General features: G+C 69.0%; 13 protein-coding genes and 2 pseudogenes. 5 read left to right on the plus strand and 10 right to left on the minus strand.

What is annotated here, in order from left to right; genetic code table 11:
• The first annotated feature begins 12 nt into the window (after positions 1-12).
• Positions 13-1,119, plus strand: coding sequence for a ricin-type beta-trefoil lectin domain protein (locus SSQG_RS03060; RefSeq protein WP_039931842.1), 1,107 nt, complete (start codon positions 13-15; stop codon positions 1,117-1,119).
• A 48-nt stretch (positions 1,120-1,167) separates the two neighbouring features.
• On the opposite strand, the gene SSQG_RS03065 is transcribed toward SSQG_RS03060, so the two are convergent.
• From SSQG_RS03065 to SSQG_RS03095, 8 genes and pseudogenes are all read right to left on the minus strand, one after another.
• Positions 1,168-1,890 (minus strand): FadR/GntR family transcriptional regulator, encoded by a 723-nt coding sequence (locus SSQG_RS03065; RefSeq protein ID WP_003988224.1) that lies wholly within the window; start codon positions 1,888-1,890, stop codon positions 1,168-1,170.
• A complete protein-coding gene (locus SSQG_RS03070) occupies positions 1,881-2,225 on the minus strand; it encodes a hypothetical protein (RefSeq protein ID WP_003988225.1) in 345 nt (114 codons plus the stop codon). Before SSQG_RS03070 ends, SSQG_RS03065 begins: the two co-directional genes overlap by 10 nt.
• A pseudogene (locus SSQG_RS42430) lies at positions 2,128-2,325 on the minus strand (Zn-dependent alcohol dehydrogenase); the annotation flags it as partial. The gene SSQG_RS03070 and the pseudogene SSQG_RS42430, both read right to left, overlap by 98 nt.
• A complete protein-coding gene (locus tag SSQG_RS03075; protein WP_039931844.1) occupies positions 2,322-2,759 on the minus strand; it encodes an RbsD/FucU domain-containing protein in 438 nt (145 codons plus the stop codon). The gene SSQG_RS03075 and the pseudogene SSQG_RS42430, both read right to left, overlap by 4 nt.
• A 45-nt stretch (positions 2,760-2,804) precedes the next feature.
• Positions 2,805-4,139: an L-fuconate dehydratase gene (locus SSQG_RS03080; protein ID WP_003988227.1), complete on the minus strand. Its 1,335-nt coding sequence runs from the start codon at positions 4,137-4,139 to the stop codon at positions 2,805-2,807.
• A gap of 94 nt (positions 4,140-4,233) precedes the next feature.
• Complete coding sequence (locus SSQG_RS03085; RefSeq protein ID WP_003988228.1) at positions 4,234-5,277, minus strand: ABC transporter permease; 1,044 nt, start codon at positions 5,275-5,277, stop codon at positions 4,234-4,236.
• A 4-nt stretch (positions 5,278-5,281) separates the two neighbouring features.
• Entirely contained in the window at positions 5,282-6,844 is a 1,563-nt protein-coding gene (locus SSQG_RS03090; protein WP_003988229.1) for a sugar ABC transporter ATP-binding protein, read from the minus strand.
• Between the two features lie 51 nt (positions 6,845-6,895).
• Positions 6,896-7,957, minus strand: coding sequence for a sugar ABC transporter substrate-binding protein (locus tag SSQG_RS03095; protein ID WP_003988230.1), 1,062 nt, complete (start codon positions 7,955-7,957; stop codon positions 6,896-6,898).
• Positions 7,958-8,424: 467 nt separating this feature from the next.
• On the opposite strand from SSQG_RS03095, the gene SSQG_RS03100 reads away from it, so the two are divergent.
• On the plus strand, positions 8,425-10,656 hold the full coding sequence (locus SSQG_RS03100) for an alpha-L-fucosidase (RefSeq protein WP_003988231.1): 2,232 nt from the start codon (positions 8,425-8,427) through the stop codon (positions 10,654-10,656).
• Positions 10,657-11,068: 412 nt separating this feature from the next.
• On the plus strand, positions 11,069-12,580 hold the full coding sequence (locus SSQG_RS03105) for a glycoside hydrolase family 43 protein (RefSeq protein WP_003988232.1): 1,512 nt from the start codon (positions 11,069-11,071) through the stop codon (positions 12,578-12,580).
• Between the two features lie 216 nt (positions 12,581-12,796).
• Here SSQG_RS03105 and SSQG_RS03110 read toward each other — a convergent pair whose 3' ends face one another.
• On the minus strand, positions 12,797-14,392 hold the full coding sequence (locus SSQG_RS03110) for a glycoside hydrolase family 27 protein (protein ID WP_003988233.1): 1,596 nt from the start codon (positions 14,390-14,392) through the stop codon (positions 12,797-12,799).
• Positions 14,393-14,810: 418 nt separating this feature from the next.
• On the opposite strand from SSQG_RS03110, the gene SSQG_RS03115 reads away from it, so the two are divergent.
• Both SSQG_RS03115 and SSQG_RS03120 read left to right on the plus strand, forming a co-directional pair.
• On the plus strand, positions 14,811-16,856 hold the full coding sequence (locus SSQG_RS03115; protein ID WP_039931846.1) for a non-reducing end alpha-L-arabinofuranosidase family hydrolase: 2,046 nt from the start codon (positions 14,811-14,813) through the stop codon (positions 16,854-16,856).
• 109 nt (positions 16,857-16,965) lie between these two features.
• Positions 16,966-17,931 (plus strand): glycoside hydrolase family 6 protein, encoded by a 966-nt coding sequence (locus SSQG_RS03120; RefSeq protein ID WP_039931847.1) that lies wholly within the window; start codon positions 16,966-16,968, stop codon positions 17,929-17,931.
• Positions 17,932-18,053: 122 nt separating this feature from the next.
• Here the strand turns inward: SSQG_RS03120 and SSQG_RS03125 are convergent.
• Positions 18,054-18,215, minus strand: a pseudogene (locus SSQG_RS03125) (twin-arginine translocation signal domain-containing protein); the annotation flags it as partial.
• Positions 18,216-18,261: the final 46 nt, after the last annotated feature.

The following is an 18,261-nucleotide window of genomic DNA, read 5'->3' on the forward strand; positions in this document are numbered from 1 at the left end:
AGAGGACGCATTATGAGAAAGTCCTGGGTCTTACCTCTGATCACGCTGGCGACCGCCGTGTTCGCTGCGACAGCCGCGGGTGTCGCCCCGGCCTCCGCCGCCCCCAACACCCCCTTGCGGGTCATGCCGTTGGGCGACTCGATCACCTGGGGCGTGGGAAGCAGTACGGGCAACGGCTACCGGGGGCCGTTGTGGGACAAGCTCGCGGCCGACGGTCATCCGCTGGACTTCGTCGGCACGGTGCGGGGCGGTTCGATGTCCGACCCCGACAACGAAGGCCACTCCGGATACAAGATCCACCAGATCGCCGCACTCACCGATGCCTCGCTGACCCGCTACCGGCCCAACGTCGTGACACTGCACATCGGTACCAACGACCTCAACGAGAGCTACCAGGTCTCCACCGCCACCACCCGGCTGAGGTCGCTGGTCGACCAGGTCACCGCCGCCGCCCCCGACGCAACCGTCCTCGTGGCCTCCCTGGTCGTGTCCACCAGCGGCTCGGAGGAGCGGTACAGGGCCGCCTACAACCAGGCCGTCCCCCAGATCGTGAACGACGCACGGGCCGCGGGCAAGCATGTCGCCTACGTGGACATGAACAGCCTGACCACGGCCGACCTGGCCGACACGCTGCACCCCAACGACTCGGGCTACCAGAAGATGGCCACCGCCTTCCACCGCGGCATCCAGGCCGCGGACAGCGCGGGGTGGCTGCGCAACCCCGCCCCCTCCCCCGAACGCGTGCAGTCCGGTATCGCCGGCAAGTGCCTGGACGTCAACGGCGCCGGCACCGCCGACGGGACAGCCGTCCAGACGTGGAGCTGCGGCAGCAGGGCCAACCAGTTCTGGTCCTCCTACACCGACGGCACGCTGCGCTCGATGGGCAAGTGCCTGGACGCGTCCGGCTGGGGCACCGCCAACGGCACCAAGGTGCAGCTCTGGTCCTGCCACGGCGGTGCCAACCAGGTCTGGCAGCCCTACAACGGCGGCTACCGCAACCCCGCCTCCGGCCGCTGCCTCGACGTTCCGGGCTTCTCCACGGCCGACGGCACACAGCTCCACCTGTGGGACTGCACCGGCGCCTCCAACCAGAAGTGGACCACTCTGGCCGCGGGATGACCCCCGCTCCCCGCCCCGGCGCAGTTCGGCTGACCGGACGTACGCCCGTCACTTCCCCGTCGTCGTCCCGAAGGGCAGAGGTTCGCCCGAGCGCAGGTGCTCCTTCAGCCACTGCTCGGTGTTGTTCACGTGCAGCAGGGCCGCGGCCTGGCTGAGGGTGGCGTCGCGGGTGGACAGGGCGTCGAAGATCGCCTCGTGCTCGGCCAAGGTGCGGCCTGCGGCCATGTCGTCGACCAGACCGCGCCAGATACGCGCGCGCAGCGTGCGACCGGAGATTCCTTCCAGGAGGGCGAGGAGCGTCTCGTTGCCGGTGGCCGCGACCACGGCGCGGTGGAAGGCGGCGTCGTGGACGTTGAGCCGTTCGACGTCTTCGCGGGCCTCACGCATGGCGTCCAGGTGCCGCTTCACCTCGGCCAGTTGCTCGTCGGAGATCCGCGTGGCGGCAAGGGCCGTGGCCATCGGTTCGAGGAGCCGCCGTACCTCCATGAGGTCCTGCAGGGCGACCGAGTCGCCCTGCAGCAGCTCCACCGCGCCGCCGAGCCCCTCCAGCAGCAGGCTCGGCTGGAGGCTGGTCACATACGTACCGTCGCCGCGCCTGACCTCCAGGACCCGGGCCACGGCCAGCGCCTTGACCGCCTCGCGGGCGAGGTTGCGGGACAGCCCCAGCTGCGCGGCCAGGTCCGGCTCCGGCGGAAGCTTCGAGCCCGGGGGCAGGGCACCGGTCCGGATCAGCTCACGGATCTGTTCGATGGCCTTGTCCGTCAGAGACACCGCACATCCCTCCCCCCACCGTGCCCCGTGAGCACGACCGACCTGATCAGCCCTTGCGCGCGCAGATCGTCCCAGAGGCCCTCCGGGACGCGCTGATCATGGAGTTCCACGTCTTGTTCGACCTGTTCCGGAGTCCGCATGCCGAGGGTGACGTTGATGATACTGGGGCGGGTGTGCGGGAAGGCGACCGCGGCGACGGGCAGGGTGGTCCCGTGTGCCGCGCCGACCTCGGCGATCGCCCGGGCACGGGCGACCAGAGCCGGCGGGGCGTCCTGGTAGTCCGGCGTCCATGTCGCAGTGGAATATGTGCAGGTCGGTGCCGCAGATACCGACATGGGCGGGCGCCAGCTCCACCTCGCCGGGTCCCGGCGGGGAGGGCTCGACGGGAGCCGTGTCCAGGGTGCGGGCGGACGTGTAACGGACGGCGAGTGTCATCGTGTCGTCAGGGTCCCTTCGGCGCGGACACCGATGGTCAGCAACAGGTTGGCGTAGGTACGGGTGTCGGCGGTGACGATCGCCAGCGCCAGGTCGGGCGAGCGGGCGGCGTCGTAGAACTCGAAGCGGCCGAGCGTGTCGACAGGGACGCCGGTCAGCATCGAGCGGTACTCGGCGATGGCGGGTGGCTCCGGTTCGCCCTCGGGCGGCACCATGACGTGGGCCGCCTCGACGGGCAGGGCGCGCAGCAGGACGTCGAGCACGGTGGTGACGTCCAGCAGGCCGGGGGCCAGGTTGAGGTGGACGGTCCGGGCGCGTTCGCCGGTGGCCGTGCTCGCGGGGTAGTGGCCGTCGGCCAGCAGGACACGGGCGCCGTGGCCTGCTCCGGCCAGGGATTCGAGGATGCCGGGGTGCAGCAGTTCCGTCAGGAGCATGGTGTTCCCTTCTTCGTGGGAGCCAGGTGGGAGAAGGCCTGCGTGTCAGTCACGAGCGATCCAGACGGGGCCGTCGGGGTATGTGTACTCCTTGAGGGACTCGGGGTGCATCTGTGCGCTGAGTCCGGGCAGGGTCGGCGCGAGGTAGTGGCCGTCGACGATGCGCACCGGGTCGACGAAGTGCTCGTGCAGGTGGTCGACGTACTCGATGACGCGGTCCTCGGTCGTGCCGGAGACGGCGACGTAGTCGAACATCGACAGGTGCTGGACCATCTCGCACAGGCCCACGCCACCCGCGTGCGGGCAGACCGGAACACCGAACTTCGCGGCGAGCAGCAGGATCGCGATGTTCTCGTTGACGCCGCCGACCCGTGCGGAGTCGATCTGCACGATGTCCACCGCGCCGGCCTGGATGAGCTGCTTGAAGACGACGCGGTTGGCGATGTGCTCGCCGGTGGCGACCTTGATGGGGCTGACGGCCTTGCGCACGGCGGCATGGCCGAGGATGTCGTCGGGTGAGGTGGGCTCCTCGATCCAGTACGGCTGGTAGGGGGCGAGGGCGCTCATCCAGTCGATCGCGGGCTGGACGTCCCATCTCTGGTTGGCGTCCACCGCGATGCGGATGCCGTCGCCGACGGTCTCGCGGGCGGTGCGCATGCGCCGTACGTCGTCCTCCAGGGACGCGCCGACCTTCAGCTTGATCTGGGTGAAGCCGTCGGCGACGGCCTCGCGGGCGAGGCGGGCCAGTTTCTCGTCGGAGTAGCCGAGCCAGCCGGGGGTGGTGGTGTAGGCGGGGTAGCCCTGCTCGATGAGGCGGCCGATGCGCTGTTCGCGGCCGGGCTCGGCACGGCGCAGGATGTCCAGGGCGTCCTCGGGGGTGAGAGCGTCGGACAGCCAGCGGAAGTCGACCTGGGCAACCAGATCTTCGGGTGACATCTCGCCGAGGAAGCGCCATACGGGTTTGCCGGCCCGTTTGGCGGCCAGGTCCCAGGCGGCGTTGACGACCGCGCCGGTCGCCATGTGGATGGCGCCCTTCTCCGGGCCGAGCCAGCGCAGTTGGGGGTCGTGGACGAGGGAACGGGAGAACGCGCCGAGGTCGGCGCAGACGTCGTCGACCGACCGGCCGACCACGTGCGGGGCGAGCGCGGCGATGGCGGAGGCCTGGACATCGTTGCCGCGGCCGGTGGTGAAGGCCAGGGCGTGGCCTTCGTGTCCGTCGCCGGCGTCGGTGCGCATTACGACATAGGCGGCGGAGTAGTCGGGTTCGGGGTTCATCGCGTCCGACCCGTCCAGGTGCTCGGACGTCGGGAAACGCACGTCCAGGACGTCCAGGGCGGTGATGCGGGCAGGGGCAGGTGCGTCGGACAGGGCGGATGACATGGCGGCGACTCCTGTGATGGCGGGGGCGGTGCGGCCCTTGCGGCGAGATGGGGGTGCGGCGCAGGGTGCGGGGTGGCCGGAACGGCCGCCCGGTTCACTCCTGGACCTTGCCGCCCGTGATGCGCGAGAGGGTCAACGCGACCAGGATGATCAGGCCGTTGAGGGCGCCGATCCACTGGGCGGGGACGCCGGCGAGGGTGAGCACGTTCTGGATCATGAAGAGCAGAAGGATGCCGCTGAACGCCCCGAACATGGTTCCCTTGCCGCCGTTGAGGCTGATCCCGCCGATGACGGCGGCGGCGAAGACCGTGAAGATGTAGCCGTTGCCCTGCGCGGAGGCGACGGAGGCCAGACGGCCCGAGAGCATCAGTCCGGCGAGGGCGGCGAGCACGCTGCCGGTGACGATGACGGTCCACAGCACCCGGTCGGTGCGGATGCCCGCCGCCTTCGCGGCGTCGACGTTGCCGCCGATCGCGTAGAGCGAGCGTCCGAAGCTCGTCCAGCCGAGGGTCGCGATCGCGGCGGCGAACAGCACCAGGCAGATCCAGATCGACGCGGGCATCCCGAACCACTGCGCGGTGCCGAGGTAGAGCATCGACGGCGGAAGCTGGAAGAAGGTCTGCCCGCCGGAGATGCCGGTGAGGACACCCCGCAGCACGATCAGCATGCCGAGGGTGACGATGAAGCCGTTGAGGCCGAAGCGGATGATCAGCAGGGCGTTGATCACGCCGACGAGCGCGCCCACGACGAGGGTGACGGGGACGGCCCAGGCACCGGGGAGCAGTCCGAGTCCGTGGCCCGCGCCGGTCGGCACCACCAGCCAGGCCGCGACGCCGGGCGCGAGGCCCATGGTGGACTCCAGCGACAGGTCCATCTTCTTGACGATCAGGATCATCGTCTGGGCGAGGACCAGCAGGGCCATCTCGGACATGGTCTGCAGGACGTTGATGAGGTTGTCGGTCTGAAGGAAGACCGGGTTGACGATCTGTCCGACGATCGCGATGACCACGATGGCCGGGACGAGCGCGAGGTCGCGCAGGCGAGCCAGGGGTATCCGGCCGCCGAGCAGCGCGAGCCGCTTCGCCCCGGTCTCCGGGGCCTTGGCGGCGGCGGTGTCCGCGAGGACGGTTTCAGGCATCACCTCAGGCATGCAGGTCCACTCCTTCCATCGCGGCCACGAGATCGTGGTCGTGCCAGCCGCGGGCGATCTCCGATGTCACACGGCCCTGGAACATCACCAGGACCCGGTCGCACATGCGCAGGTCGTCGAGTTCGTCGGAGGCGATGAGCACTCCGGTGCCGGTCTCCGCGGTCTCCTGGACCTTGCCGAGGAGGAACTCCTTGGAGCGCACGTCCACGCCCGCGGTGGGGTTGATGAGGACCAGCAGCCGGGGGTCGTCGGCCAGGGCGCGGGCCATGACGACCTTCTGCTGGTTGCCTCCGGACAGCGCGGAGACGGGCAGTTCGGGACCGGGGGTCTTGATCGCGAGGTTCTCGATCAGGCTCCGGGCGATCCGGTCCCGGCGGCCGCGGCTGAGGAACCCGTTGGGTCCGAGCCTGCGGGGCACGGACAGGGTGGCGTTGTCCGCGATCGACATGTCGGGGACGAAGCCCTGGTGGTGCCGGTCCTGGGGGACGAATCCGGCGCCTGCGGCGAGCGCCGCGGGCACGCTGCCGGGCCGGGGCCGGTGGCCGGCGATCTCCACCTCGCCCGCCGTCGCCGTCCGCAGCCCTACGACGGTCTCGGCGACCTCGGTGCGCCCGCTGCCGGCGGCGCCCGCGAGGCCGACGATCTCGCCGGCCCCGATCCGGAAGCTGACGTCGTGATAGGCGTCGCCGCGCAGTGCGCTGACGCTCAGTGCGGCCGTGGCGCCGGGGTCGAGGGTGCCGGCCCGTTCCCCGCGCCGGTCGGCCGCCGCCTCGCCGGTCATGGCGGCGACGAGGTCGGCGCGGGGGAGCTCCGCGACCGGCGCGGTCACGATGTGCCGGGCGTCCCGGAACACCGTCACCATGTCGCAGATCTCGTAGATCTCCTGCAGGTGGTGGCTGATGAACAGGAAGGTGACACCCTGGCGTTGCAGGTCGCGGATGCGGTCGAAGAGGCGGTTGATGGCCGCCGCGTCGAGCTGGGCGGTCGGCTCGTCGAGGATGATGAACCGCGCCCCGAAGGACAGCGCCCGGGCGATCTCGACGAACTGCCGCTGCTCGACGCTCAGGTCACCGGCCGGGGCCTGCGGGTCGACGTCCACCGCCCAGGTCGACAGCACATCCTGTGCGCGGCGGCGCGTGGCCTGCCAGCTGATGAGCCGGCTCCGCCCATGGTCGTGCCGGTTCAGGAAGAGGTTCTCGGCGACGGTCAGCGTGGGGATGATCGTCGACTTCTGGTAGACGCACGCCACGCGCCGACGCCACGCGTCCCGGTCGGTGACCCGGGGAGCGGGCTCACCGCCGAAGGTGACCGTGCCCTCGTCGGGCGCCTGCAGGCCGGTGAGGACCGACACGAGGGTCGACTTGCCTGCTCCGTTGCGGCCGACGAGTGCGTGGGTCTCACCGGGCCTGATGGTCATCCGGGCGCCGTTCAGGGCCACCGTCGGGCCAAATCGTTTGACTATGCCCGTAGCCTCGACGACGGGCGGGTCGGAGGGGACCCGTCCGTCGTCCACCGGCGCGGGCGCGGGGCTGACTGTTCGCTCCCCGTCGCTCATCTCAACCGCCTTGTGTGGGTGAGCCGTTGCCGTACCGGACGGACTGGAGCATCAGCCGAGGTTGTTGCCCCACAGCGACTTGTCGTCGCTCTTGACGCTGGGGACGCCGCCGTAGGTGCCGCCGTCGGCGGTGACGAGCGGGGCGGAGAGCTGGTCCTCCAGCAGGCCGTCGCGGACCTGGATGATGGTGCTGTCGTGGTCGGTCTTGCCGGGCTTGAACGTCTTCCCGTCGATCGCGGCCCTCAGGTAGTACAGGGCGTACTTGGAGTAGAGGTCGGCCGGCTGGGAGACGGTGGCGTCGACCTTGCCTTCGGTGATGGACCTGAGCTCCTCGGGGATGCCGTCGTTGGAGACGACGAAGACGTGCTTCTTGTCCTTCGGGTCGACGAGCAGGCCCTTCTGCTTGAGGGCTTGGAGCGTGCCGGACAGGGCGAAGCTGGACTGCATGTAGATGCCCTTGATGTCCGGGTGGGCGGTCAGGTCCGTCTGAAGCTTCTGGGCGGCGACCGCACCGTCCCAGTTGGTGGCCTCGCCTAACACCTTGATGTCCGGGTACTTCTTCTGCATGCAGTCGTTGAACGCCTCGGTGCGGTCCCGGCCGTTGATGGAGGACAGGTCGCCCTGGAGCATGACGACCTTGCCTCTGCCGCCGAGCTTGGTGCCGAGGTAATGGCAGGCCTTCTCGCCGTAGGCGCGGTTGTCGGCGCGCACGACCATGAACACCCTGCCGGTGTCGGGGCGGGTGTCGACGGTGACGACGGGGATCTTCTTCGCCTCGAGCTGCGCGAGCGTGGGCGCGATGGCCGCGGTGTCCTGCGGGGCCATCGCGAGGCCCTTGACGCCCTGGCTGATGAACGTCTGCGCGTTGGCGGTCAGCTTGGCGACCTCGTTCTGCGAGTTGGTGGTCTTCAGGTCCAGCCTCAGCTCCTTGGCGTACTGGGGCGTGTACTTGATGTAGGAGTTCCAGAAGTCGGTGTCGGAGCGCGGATAGTCGACGCCGACCAACGGCGCGCCACTCGATGACGCCGAGGTGCTGGAGCCGCCGCAGGCGCTGAGCAGCGCCATTGCGGAGAGGGCGGAGACAGCGGAACAGAGGGCGGTTCTGAGTCTCATCGGTGCTTCCTCGCGCCGGTCCCGTAGCGGGAGTTGTTTCGCCTCGACGACATCTGCGTATCGCCGGTGCGGCAGAGATGGGATGTTTATAAGCGGGCCTCCGGAGGCTGTCCAGAGCCTTGTCGGTATCCGTATCGAAGCTCCAGCTCAACGGACGCCCGGATGCCGGCGCTTTTGAAACCCAGGCAAGATCCATCCCATCAACCTTCACCACTCGACGACCCGAGGCAACCGCGAGACACTGCCAGACATGCCATGTTTGGACGGTCAGGAATCGGCTCATACACGATCTAAACGGCCTCAAACGCCCAGCTGAAAGGTGCTTTTCATCCCTGCACACTGGTTGACATTTCAGGGAGACATGGCAGACCTTCATGCGTAACAAGCGGCACTCTGTGCACAGCAGCTAGCCGCCCCGTGTCCCCTTGCAGCCCCCCTGTCCCCTCCTGCACCAGGGATGTCTCTCCATGTCGAGTTCGCTCAACAGACGCCACTTCCTGGCCGGTGCCACCAGCGTGGCCGCGGCGGCCGTTGCCGCAGGTGCGCTCGGTTCCGGCATCGCCCATGCGGCGCCCAGCACCTACACGCCCGACTGGAACTCGGTCGACCGGCATCCGCCCGCCCCGGAGTGGTTCCAGGACGCGAAGTTCGGGATCTACTTCCACTGGGGCGCCTTCAGCGTCCCCGCCTACGACAACGAGTGGTACCCGCGGAACATGTACCAGGCGGGCAGCAACGCCAACAAGCACCACATCGCGACCTACGGTCAGCCGTCGGCATGGCCGTACCACAACTTCATCGACGGAGCGCGGGACCTGGCGGGCAACGTCGTGAAGTTCGCGCCGAAGCTGAAGTCGGCCGGCGGGAAGTTCGACCCCGAAGAGTGGGTGCAACTGTTCGTCGACGCCGGCGCCAGGTTCGCCGGCCCGGTCGCCGAGCACCATGACGGCTTCTCCATGTGGGACAGCCAGGTCAACGAGTGGAACTCGGTGGACAAGGGGCCGGGGCTCGACCTGCTGCGGCTCTTCTCCACGGCCATCCGCGCCAAGAACCTCAAGCTGCTGGTGGCCATGCACCACGCGTACAACTACACCGGCTTCTACGAGCACGCCCCCGCCCAGACGGACCCCAGCCTCAAGAAGCTCTACGGGCAACTGGGCCCGGCCGCGGAGAACCAGCTCTGGTTCGACAAGCTCAAGGAGGTCATCGACCGCGCCCAGCCCGACATCCTGTGGCAGGACTTCAACCTGAACGCCGTCGACGAACAGCAGCGCCTGAACTTCCTGGCCTACTACTACAACCAGGCGGGCAGTTGGGGACGTGAGGTCGTCGCCACGTACAAGGACGGCATGAACGGCAAGGGCGAGGTCTTCGACTACGAGCGCGGCGGCCCGGCCGACATCACCACGCCGTACTGGCTGACCGACGACAGCATCTCCAGCAGCAGCTGGTGCTACACCCAGGGCATCGGCTACTACACGCTCCAGCAGATGCTGCACTCGTTCCTCGACCGGGTCAGCAAGAACGGCAACGTACTGCTGAACATCGCACCGATGGCCGACGGCACCATCCCCCAGGCGCAGAAGGACATCCTGCTCGGCATCGGCGACCATCTGAAGCGCTTCGGCGAGTCGGTGTACGCGACCCGCGCCTGGACCGAGTACGGCGAGGGCCCGACGAAGATGGGGGGCGGCTCGTTCACCACCCCGCACGCCGGTACTCCGCAGGACATCCGCTTCACCCGCAACAAGGCCGGCAACGTCCTGTACGCCACCGTCCTGGGCTGGCCCGGCAGCTCACTGACGATCAAGACCCTCAGCTCGGACCGGATCAACCTCTCGTCGCTGAGCTCGGTCAAGCTCCTCGGCTCCACCGCCGGCACCTACATCGACCTGCCCGCACCGTCCCAGAGCTCCTCCGGCCTGACGGTCACCCTGCCGTCCTCAACGCCGTACAGCGCGAACGCCTACGTCCTGAAGCTGACCTTCTCCGGCACGATCCCGGGGCTGCGGCCGCTCGCCGGAGCCGTCGGCTTCGGGGACGTCAACTACACCGGCAAGGCGGGCGTGTTCACGGTCGGCGACTACACCGCGGCCGACCTGACCGCGGCCGGACTCGGCGCGCGCACCCTGTCCTCCCTCCGGACGGCCCCCGGCTACCAGGTGATCGGCTACTCCGGGGACGACTTCAGCGGCACGTCTTGGACGTTCACCGCCGAGAACCCCGACCTGCGGGCCACCGGCAACAATGACCAGATCACCTCGCTGAGGGTCCAGTTCAACCCGGCGACGTATTTCCGGGTCACCAACGCCACCAACGGACTCGCCCTGGACAGCGGCGGCAGTGTGGGCTCCGGGTCCAACCTCAAGCAGTGGACCTGGGACGGCAGCTCCAACCTGCAGTGGCACGCCGAGCCGGTCGAAGGCGGCTACTACCGGCTGGTCAACCGCACCAACGGCATGGTGGCCGACGGCTGGGGCGCCACCGCCGACGGCTCTCCGGCCCGGCAGGCGCCCTGGAACGGCGGCAGCAACCAGCAGTGGAAGATCGTCCACCGCGGCGGCGACCGCTACTCGATCGCCAACCGCACCACCGGCCTGGTCCTCGACGGCGGCGGCAACGTCGATTCGGGCTCCGTCACCAAGCAGTGGACGTACGGCAGCAGCACCAACCTACTGTGGGCCTTCACGGCCCTCTGATTCCTTCCCCCCTGCTCAGCCCATCGCCGCCCGGATTCCGCTTCCAGCCGACCGGGCGGCGGTGGGCTGTTCCGCGTCCGCCGCAGACTCCGAACCCTGGCGTGCCGATCCGGTGCCTCGGCCGGGGACCAGCATTCCGTAGATGGCGGGTGCAGGGTGATTGTCGAAGCGCATCGACGCTGACCTTGCGGCTGACAGGCTGTCAATGAACCAGGGGGAGGAAACTTTCTTCGCGTCTTTCCCCTTGTTTCGCACGAAACGAGTCCGTTAACTTCCACGTCGTGGTGAAGCGCTTCGACACTCCGTGAGAAAGGGCCTTCTGCGCGGTGAGCGGCCGACGGGCCATGAGGCGCCGGACGCTCCCTGAGCGCCGACCCCGCCACCCACCCATCCGACGAAAGGACGACCGAGGGTGCCCGCTCAGAACCCGCCCGCCCATGCCACCAACCCCGTGCTCCCCGGGTTCCACCCCGACCCGAGCATCTGCCGTGTCGGCGACGACTACTACCTCGCCTGCTCCAGCTTCGAGTACTTCCCCGGCGTACCCCTCTTCCACAGCCGTGACCTGGTGCACTGGCGGCAGATCGGCAACGCCCTGGACCGGCCGGAGCAGTTGCGTCTGCCGGCCTCCATGCCGTCGTCCGGCGGGATCTACGCCCCCACGCTGCGCCACCACGACGGCCGCTTCTGGCTGATCGTCACCAATTGCAGCGAGGGCGGTGGCAACCTGATCCTCACGGCCACCGACCCCGCGGGGCCGTGGTCGGACCCCATCCGGGCACCGGGCGTGCCCGGCATCGATCCCGATCTGGCCTGGGACGAGGACGGCACGTGCTGGTGCACGGTCGCCGGGGTGTCACAGGTCCGGATCGACCCGTCCACCGGACAGACGTACGGCACACCGCACAGGCTCTGGTCCGGCGGCCCCGGCGCGAAGGCCCCGGAGGCGCCGCACCTGTACCGGGTCGGCGACTACTGGTACCTGCTCATCGCCGAGGGCGGCACGGAGCGCGGCCACGGCGTGTCGATCGCCCGCGGCCGTACGCCGACCGGTCCGTTCGAACCGCATCCGGCCAACCCGATCCTCACCCACCGCGGCACCGACCATCCGGTCCAGAACACCGGGCACGGGGACCTGGTCCAAGGCCCCGACGGCTCATGGTGGATGGTGTTCCTCGGCGTACGACCGCGCGGCGGCACCCCCGGCTGGCACGTGCTCGGCCGGGAGACCTTCCTCGCGCCCGTGACCTGGGAGAACGACTGGCCGGTCGTCGGCGAGGTCGCCCTGGACCTGTCCGCGCTCCCCTGGCCGCTCACCCCCGGACCCGTCGACGAAGGGCGCGACGACTTCGAGCTCAGCGAACTCGGGCCGACCTGGATCTCCGTGCGGGACCGCCCCGCCGAGCTCTGCACCACCAAGGAGCGCCCCGGCTGGCTGACGCTCCGCGCGCGGGGCGCCTCCCTGGACGAGCCCGATGTGGTGTTCACGGGCCGACGTCAGCGGCACTTCTCGTGCCGGGCGCGCACCCTGGTCGACGCGGGGCAGGGGCGCGGCGGACTCGCCGTACGGCTGGACGAGCGGCACCACTACGCGATCGAGGCGTGTGGCGCGGAGGTGCGGGTGATCGCGCGCGTCGGATCCCTGCGCACGGTCGTGGCCGCCCAGTCCGTGCCCGCCGGGCCGGTGACCCTTGCCGTCGCCGTCACCGACCCGCCGTCACCGCACGGGCCCTGCACCGGACCCGACGTCGTCTCGCTCGGGTTCGAAGCCCCGGACGGAACGTTCACCGAGCTCGCGGCCCTCGACGGCCGCTACCTGTCGACGGAGGTCGCCGGCGGCTTCACCGGCCGGGTCATCGGCCTGTACGCCACGGCAGGCACCGTCCACTTCGACTGGTTCGACTACGAGGCCCTCGACGGCTGAATCCCACGCCCCTACGAGCGAACGAAAGGTAAGCATGAAGGACATACGGCAACCCGCACGCCATCGCGGCCACGGCCCCGGACGTCTGGCCGGCCCCGGCCGTGGCCCAGTGCCGTGCCTCCCATGCTCAGGGCGACCAGCATCGCGACCACGGCGGTGCATAAGAGGGACCTTGTCCTCGTCATCCTGAAACTCCTCTGCTGAAGCCGCGGTTGTTCACGCGCGGGTCCACTTCTGGCTGGCCTGACCGTTGCAGGGCCTCAGGACCAGTGGGGTTCCGCCGGCGGTGCCGGCCCCGTTGACGTCGAGGCACAGCCCGGCGTGGACGTTGCGGATCGACCCGTCGGAGCCGACGGTCCACTTCTGGTTGTTCTGACCGTTGCAGGGCCAGGTGATGACCCGGGTGCCGTCGGTGGTGCCCTGGTTGTAGGCGTCCAGGCACTTGTCGCCGAAGACGCGGATCTCGCCTCCGGCCCATGTGGTCCACAGCTGGTTGGCGGCCGTGTGGCAGTCCCAGAGCAGTGCCGTGGCCCCGGCCGCGGTGGAGGCCTTGTCCACGTCCACGCAGCGGCCGGACGCGGTGCCGCGCAGCCGGGAGGTGGTGGCGGCGAGCGGGCTGCCACCGCTGACCCGGAAGACGGCGACGCCATGCGCGGGGACGCTCGCCGAGATCTGCCCGGACGTACTGGACGTGCCACCGGTCCACAGGTCGGTGAGGGTGAACGGCCCGCCGGACAGGCCGACTTGGGCGGCCGTGGCGCTGACCGTGGCCGTGTCGCCTCCCCGGTTGAACAGGCCGACCGCGACCGAGCCGTCGGACAGCGGCTTGGCGAACACCTCGGTGCCGCCGTCGTCGCGCACCCTGCGTCCGCCGGCGCCCAGCGGATCCTGGTTCACCGCCAGCAGACGCGGGTTGCGCAGGATCGCGCTCACGTCGGCGGACATGGTGCGGATGTCGTTGCCGGCCATGAGCGGGGCTGCCAGCAGCGCCCAGAGGGCGAAGTGGGAGCGGGACTCGGTCAGTGACAGGCCGGGACGGCCGACGACCAGCATGTCGGGGTCGTTCCAGTGCCCCGGGCCCGACTGTGCCGCCAGCGGCGCGGTGACGTCCAGGACGTTGCCCACGCCCATCGGATAGCTGTTGGTGTTGCCGTTCTGCCAGATGTCGAGCAGGTCCTCGGTCGTCCGCCACAGGTCGGCGACCTCGCCCCAGTTGTACGTGTCGCCGGTGATGGCGTGGAAGCTGTTGGGGTTGATGCTGTAGACGATCGGCCGCCCGGTGGCGCGCAGGGCGTCGCGCATCAGCGTGAACCGCGCGACCTGCTCGTCGCGGGTGCCGCTGGAGGAGCACCAGTCGTACTTGAGGTAGTCGACGCCCCACGAGGCGAACGTGGCGGCGTCCTGGGCCTCGTGCCCCCTGCTGCCCGTCGACCCCGGATAGGCCCCGCTGGTCTGGGCGCAGGTGCGTTCGCCCGGCACCTGGTAGATGCCGAACTTCAGGCCCTTGCCGTGGATGTAGTCCCCGAGCGCCTTCATCCCGCCGGGAAACTTCGTCGGGTTGGCCCGCAGGTTGCCTGCCGCGTCACGCTGCGGGTCGAACCAGCAGTCGTCGACCACCACATACCGGTAGCCGGCGTCGCGCATGCCGGAGGACACCATGGCGTCGGCGGCCTGGCGCACCTGGGCTTCGGTGATCCCGCACCCGAAGCTGTTCCAGCTGTTCCATCCGAGCGGTGGAGTGAGCGCCGGACTGCCGGGCGCGACGGAAGCTGTGGAGTGGGCAGCGGCCGTGACGGTCGCGGCGACCGTCATCACGACGGCCGCGAGGAGGTGGAGCAGTCGCCTGGCTGATCGTCTGGGCACGGAGGCTCCTTCATGTCACGTGCATGACATTTCGAGAGGGACGCTCTGGGTCCAATTTTCGAAAGCCATTCGGAAAGTCAAAGCGTCACGCATCCTAGAGAGACCCCCAAGCATGTCAACACCATCCGACACACCCCCCTGACCGACCGCCCACATCCAGCCCAATGGGGCTTCGAATGTTTCGGTCTTTTTAGCGAATCATGCGGGAGGGATTGACGCGGTCCGTCGACCTCCTATCATCCAGAATGCCCGACGCACCGATCCATGTTCGAAATCGCGAACCCGATGGAGCCGCAGCGGGCATCCAAGGGGAACGACACACGCAGATCTGTCATGCCCACATCAACGCGTGCCGTAGAGGAGAACCATGAACCCTCTGAAACACTCCGGCCGACGCCGAGCCTCGCTGTTGGCCCTCGTGGCCACGGCCGCCCTGGTGACGCCAGTGGCCGCGACCGCCGCACCCGATGCCGTCCGGGCCTCCACCCTCGGCGCACAAGCCGCCCAGTCCGGACGGTACTTCGGGACCGCGGTGGCCGCCGGAAGGCTCGGCGACGGCACGTACACCTCGATCCTGGACCGCGAGTTCAACTCGGTCACGCCCGAGAACGAGATGAAGTGGGACACGACCGAACCGTCCCGCGGCTCGTTCAATTTCGGCCCCGCCGACCAGATCGCCAACCGCGCGCAGGCCCGCGGCCAGCGCCTGCGCGGCCACACCCTGGTCTGGCACTCTCAACTGCCCGGCTGGGTCAGCTCCATCAGGGACGCGAACACACTGCGCGGCGTGATGAACAACCACATCACCACCGTGATGAACCGCTACAAGAGCCGGATCCACTCCTGGGACGTGGTCAACGAGGCCTTCGCGGACGGCGGCAGCGGCCAGATGCGCAGCTCGGTCTTCCGGGACGTGCTGGGCACCGGCTTCATCGAGCAGGCGTTCCGCACAGCGCGGTCGGCCGACCCGGCGGCCAAGCTCTGTTACAACGACTACAACATCGAGAACTGGAGCGACGCCAAGACCCAGGGTGTTTACCGCATGGTGCGCGACTTCAAGTCGCGCGGGGTGCCCATCGACTGCGTCGGCCTCCAGTCCCACTTCGGCGCCGGAGGACCGCCCGCCAGCTTCCAGACGACGCTGTCGAGCTTCGCCGCCCTCGGCGTGGATGTCCAGATCACCGAACTGGACATCGCACAGGCGTCGCCGACCGCGTACGCGAACACGGTCAGGGCCTGCATGAACGTCGCGCGCTGCACCGGCATCACGGTCTGGGGCATCCGCGACAGCGACTCCTGGCGCAGCGGCGAGAACCCGCTGCTGTTCGACCGCAACGGCAACAAGAAGCCGGCGTACAACTCGGTGCTGACCACGCTCGGCGGTACGCCCACGACCCGCAGCACGCCCGCCGTCACCAGCGGCACGCCCACCGGACCACGCAGCGCCACCAACACCGCCGCTCTGCCCAGCCGTTACTCGTGGAGCTCCAGCGGTCCGCTGATCTCGCCGAAGCCGGACTCGACCCACAACATCGCCGGGATCAAGGATCCGACGGTCGTCCAGTACAACGGCAAGTACCACGTGTTCGCGAGCACCGCCAGTTCCTCCGGCTACAACCTGGTCTACCTGAACTTCAGCGACTGGTCCCAGGCCGGCTCGGCCACGCACCACTACTTGGACCGCACCGCCATCGGGTCCGGCTACCGAGCCGCGCCGCAGGTCTTCTACTACGCGCCGCAACGCCTGTGGTACCTCGTCTACCAGACCGGCAACGCCTCGTACTCGACCAACCCCGACATCAGCAACCCCAACGGGTGGAGCGCACCGCGCAACTTCTACTCGTCGATGCCGGACATCATCCGGCAGAACATCGGCAACGGCTACTGGGTCGACATGTGGGTGATCTGCGACAGCGCCAACTGCTACCTCTTCTCCTCCGACGACAACGGACACCTGTACCGCTCCCAGACGACGGTCGGGCAGTTCCCGAACGGGTTCACCAACACCGTCATCGCGGCACAGGACTCCAAGTACGCCATGTTCGAAGCGAGCAACGTCTACAAGGTGCAGGGCAGTAACCAGTACCTGCTGCTCGTCGAGGCCATCGGATCGGACGGCCGACGCTACTTCCGGTCCTGGACCTCGGGCAGCCTCGCCGGTTCCTGGGCACCCCTGGCCTCATCGGAGAGCAACCCGTTCGCACGGGCGAGCAACGTCTCCTTCCCCTCGGGCGCCTGGACCCGGGACATCAGTCACGGCGAGATGATCCGAGCCGGCTACGACCAGACACTGACCATTCCCGCCTGCCGGCTCCAGTACCTCTACCAGGGCATGAACCCCAACGCGAGCGGCGACTACAACCTCCTCCCCTGGCGGCTCGCCCTCCTCACCCAGACCAACTCGACCTGCTGACCGACCGTGCCATGGGAGCGCTCCCGACGGGAGCGCTCCCCTGCTAGCCGCCGACCTTCGGACGCACCCCTGTCAGAAAGCACCCCTGTCAGAAAGCCGAGGTACCGTCATGCGCCGCAGACTCCTCGCCCTGGTGGCAGCGCTCTGCTCACTGCCACTGGCGCTCGCCGCCGCCCCGGCCGCCCACGCGGCCGACCCGACGACCATGACCAACGGGTTCTACGCGGACCCCGACTCCAGTGCGAAGCGGTGGGTCGCCGCCAACCCCGGTGACGGCCGGGCGGCCGCGATCAACGCCTCCATCGCCAACACCCCGACGGCCCGCTGGTTCGGCTCCTGGAGCGGCACCATCGGCACCGCCACCGGCGCGTACGCGGGTGCTGCGGACGCCCGGGACAAGTTGCCCATCCTCGTCGCCTACAACATCTACAACCGCGACTACTGCGGCGGGCACTCCGCGGGCGGAGCCTCCTCGCCGTCCGCCTACGCGAACTGGATCGCCCAGTTCGCGGGCGGAATCGCCGGCCGCCCGGCCGTCGTCATCCTCGAACCGGACTCCCTCGGGGACTACGGCTGCATGAACCAGGGCCAGATAGACGAACGCGAGGCCATGCTGACCGGAGCGCTCACCGAGTTCAACCGTCAGGCTCCCAACACCTGGGTCTACCTCGACGCCGGCAACCCGGCCTGGGCGAGCGCGGCGACCATGGCCCGGCGCCTCCACGAAGCGGGTGTCCGACAGGCCCACGGTTTCTCGCTCAACGTCTCCAACTACCTGACCACGGGCGAGAACACCGCGTACGGCGACGCCGTCAACAGGGAACTCAGCGCCCGGTACGGCTATACCAAGCCGTTCGTCGTGGACACCAGCCGCAACGGAAACGGCTCCAACGGCCAGTGGTGCAACCCTTCAGGCCGCCGCATAGGCACCCCCACCCGGCTGGGCGGAGGCGCCGAGATGCTCTTGTGGATCAAGGTTCCGGGCGAGTCCGACGGCAACTGCGGCGTGGGAACCGGCTCCTCGGCAGGACAGTTCCTCCCGGAGGTCGCCTACAAGATGATCTACGGCTACTGATCCGAGACCGTTCCGCGGGCCGAGGTCGACCGCGCCTGAGAAGGACGCGTACCGACCTGGGCCCTGCGGTCGGATCAGCCTCCGGTGAGCATGCCCTTTTTGAAGTGCCGCTGGACGAATGGTGCCTTGCCCGAGGCGGTGCCCTCGCGTGACTCGCTGTCCGATCCGCCGCAGGCGGTGAGCAGCGGCATCTCGCCGGCCACCGCCGCGGTGGCGACCGCCGTGGAGGCGAGGAAGCTTCTCCGGCTAGGTCCTGAGGAGATGGAGACGACGTTCGGCGTCATTGCGTCAACCCTTCATGGCGCACCTGGACGCCCGGCGGGGGGCGTC

Origin of the sequence: Streptomyces viridochromogenes DSM 40736 (assembly GCF_000158955.1) — a bacterium.
GTDB lineage: Bacteria > Actinomycetota > Actinomycetes > Streptomycetales > Streptomycetaceae > Streptomyces > Streptomyces venetus.

Coding starts and splice junctions, on each gene's coding strand:
- SSQG_RS03060 (WP_039931842.1), top strand. CDS start 13: ATGAGAAAGTCCTGGGTCTTACCTCTGATCACGCTGGCGACCGCCGTG.
- SSQG_RS03070 (WP_003988225.1), bottom strand. CDS start 2,225: ATGTCGGTATCTGCGGCACCGACCTGCACATATTCCACTGCGACATGG.
- SSQG_RS03075 (WP_039931844.1), bottom strand. CDS start 2,759: ATGCTCCTGACGGAACTGCTGCACCCCGGCATCCTCGAATCCCTGGCC.
- SSQG_RS03080 (WP_003988227.1), bottom strand. CDS start 4,139: ATGTCATCCGCCCTGTCCGACGCACCTGCCCCTGCCCGCATCACCGCC.
- SSQG_RS03085 (WP_003988228.1), bottom strand. CDS start 5,277: ATGCCTGAAACCGTCCTCGCGGACACCGCCGCCGCCAAGGCCCCGGAG.
- SSQG_RS03090 (WP_003988229.1), bottom strand. CDS start 6,844: ATGAGCGACGGGGAGCGAACAGTCAGCCCCGCGCCCGCGCCGGTGGAC.
- SSQG_RS03095 (WP_003988230.1), bottom strand. CDS start 7,957: ATGAGACTCAGAACCGCCCTCTGTTCCGCTGTCTCCGCCCTCTCCGCA.
- SSQG_RS03100 (WP_003988231.1), top strand. CDS start 8,425: ATGTCGAGTTCGCTCAACAGACGCCACTTCCTGGCCGGTGCCACCAGC.
- SSQG_RS03110 (WP_003988233.1), bottom strand. CDS start 14,392: ATGACGGTCGCCGCGACCGTCACGGCCGCTGCCCACTCCACAGCTTCC.
- SSQG_RS03115 (WP_039931846.1), top strand. CDS start 14,811: ATGAACCCTCTGAAACACTCCGGCCGACGCCGAGCCTCGCTGTTGGCC.
- SSQG_RS03120 (WP_039931847.1), top strand. CDS start 16,966: ATGCGCCGCAGACTCCTCGCCCTGGTGGCAGCGCTCTGCTCACTGCCA.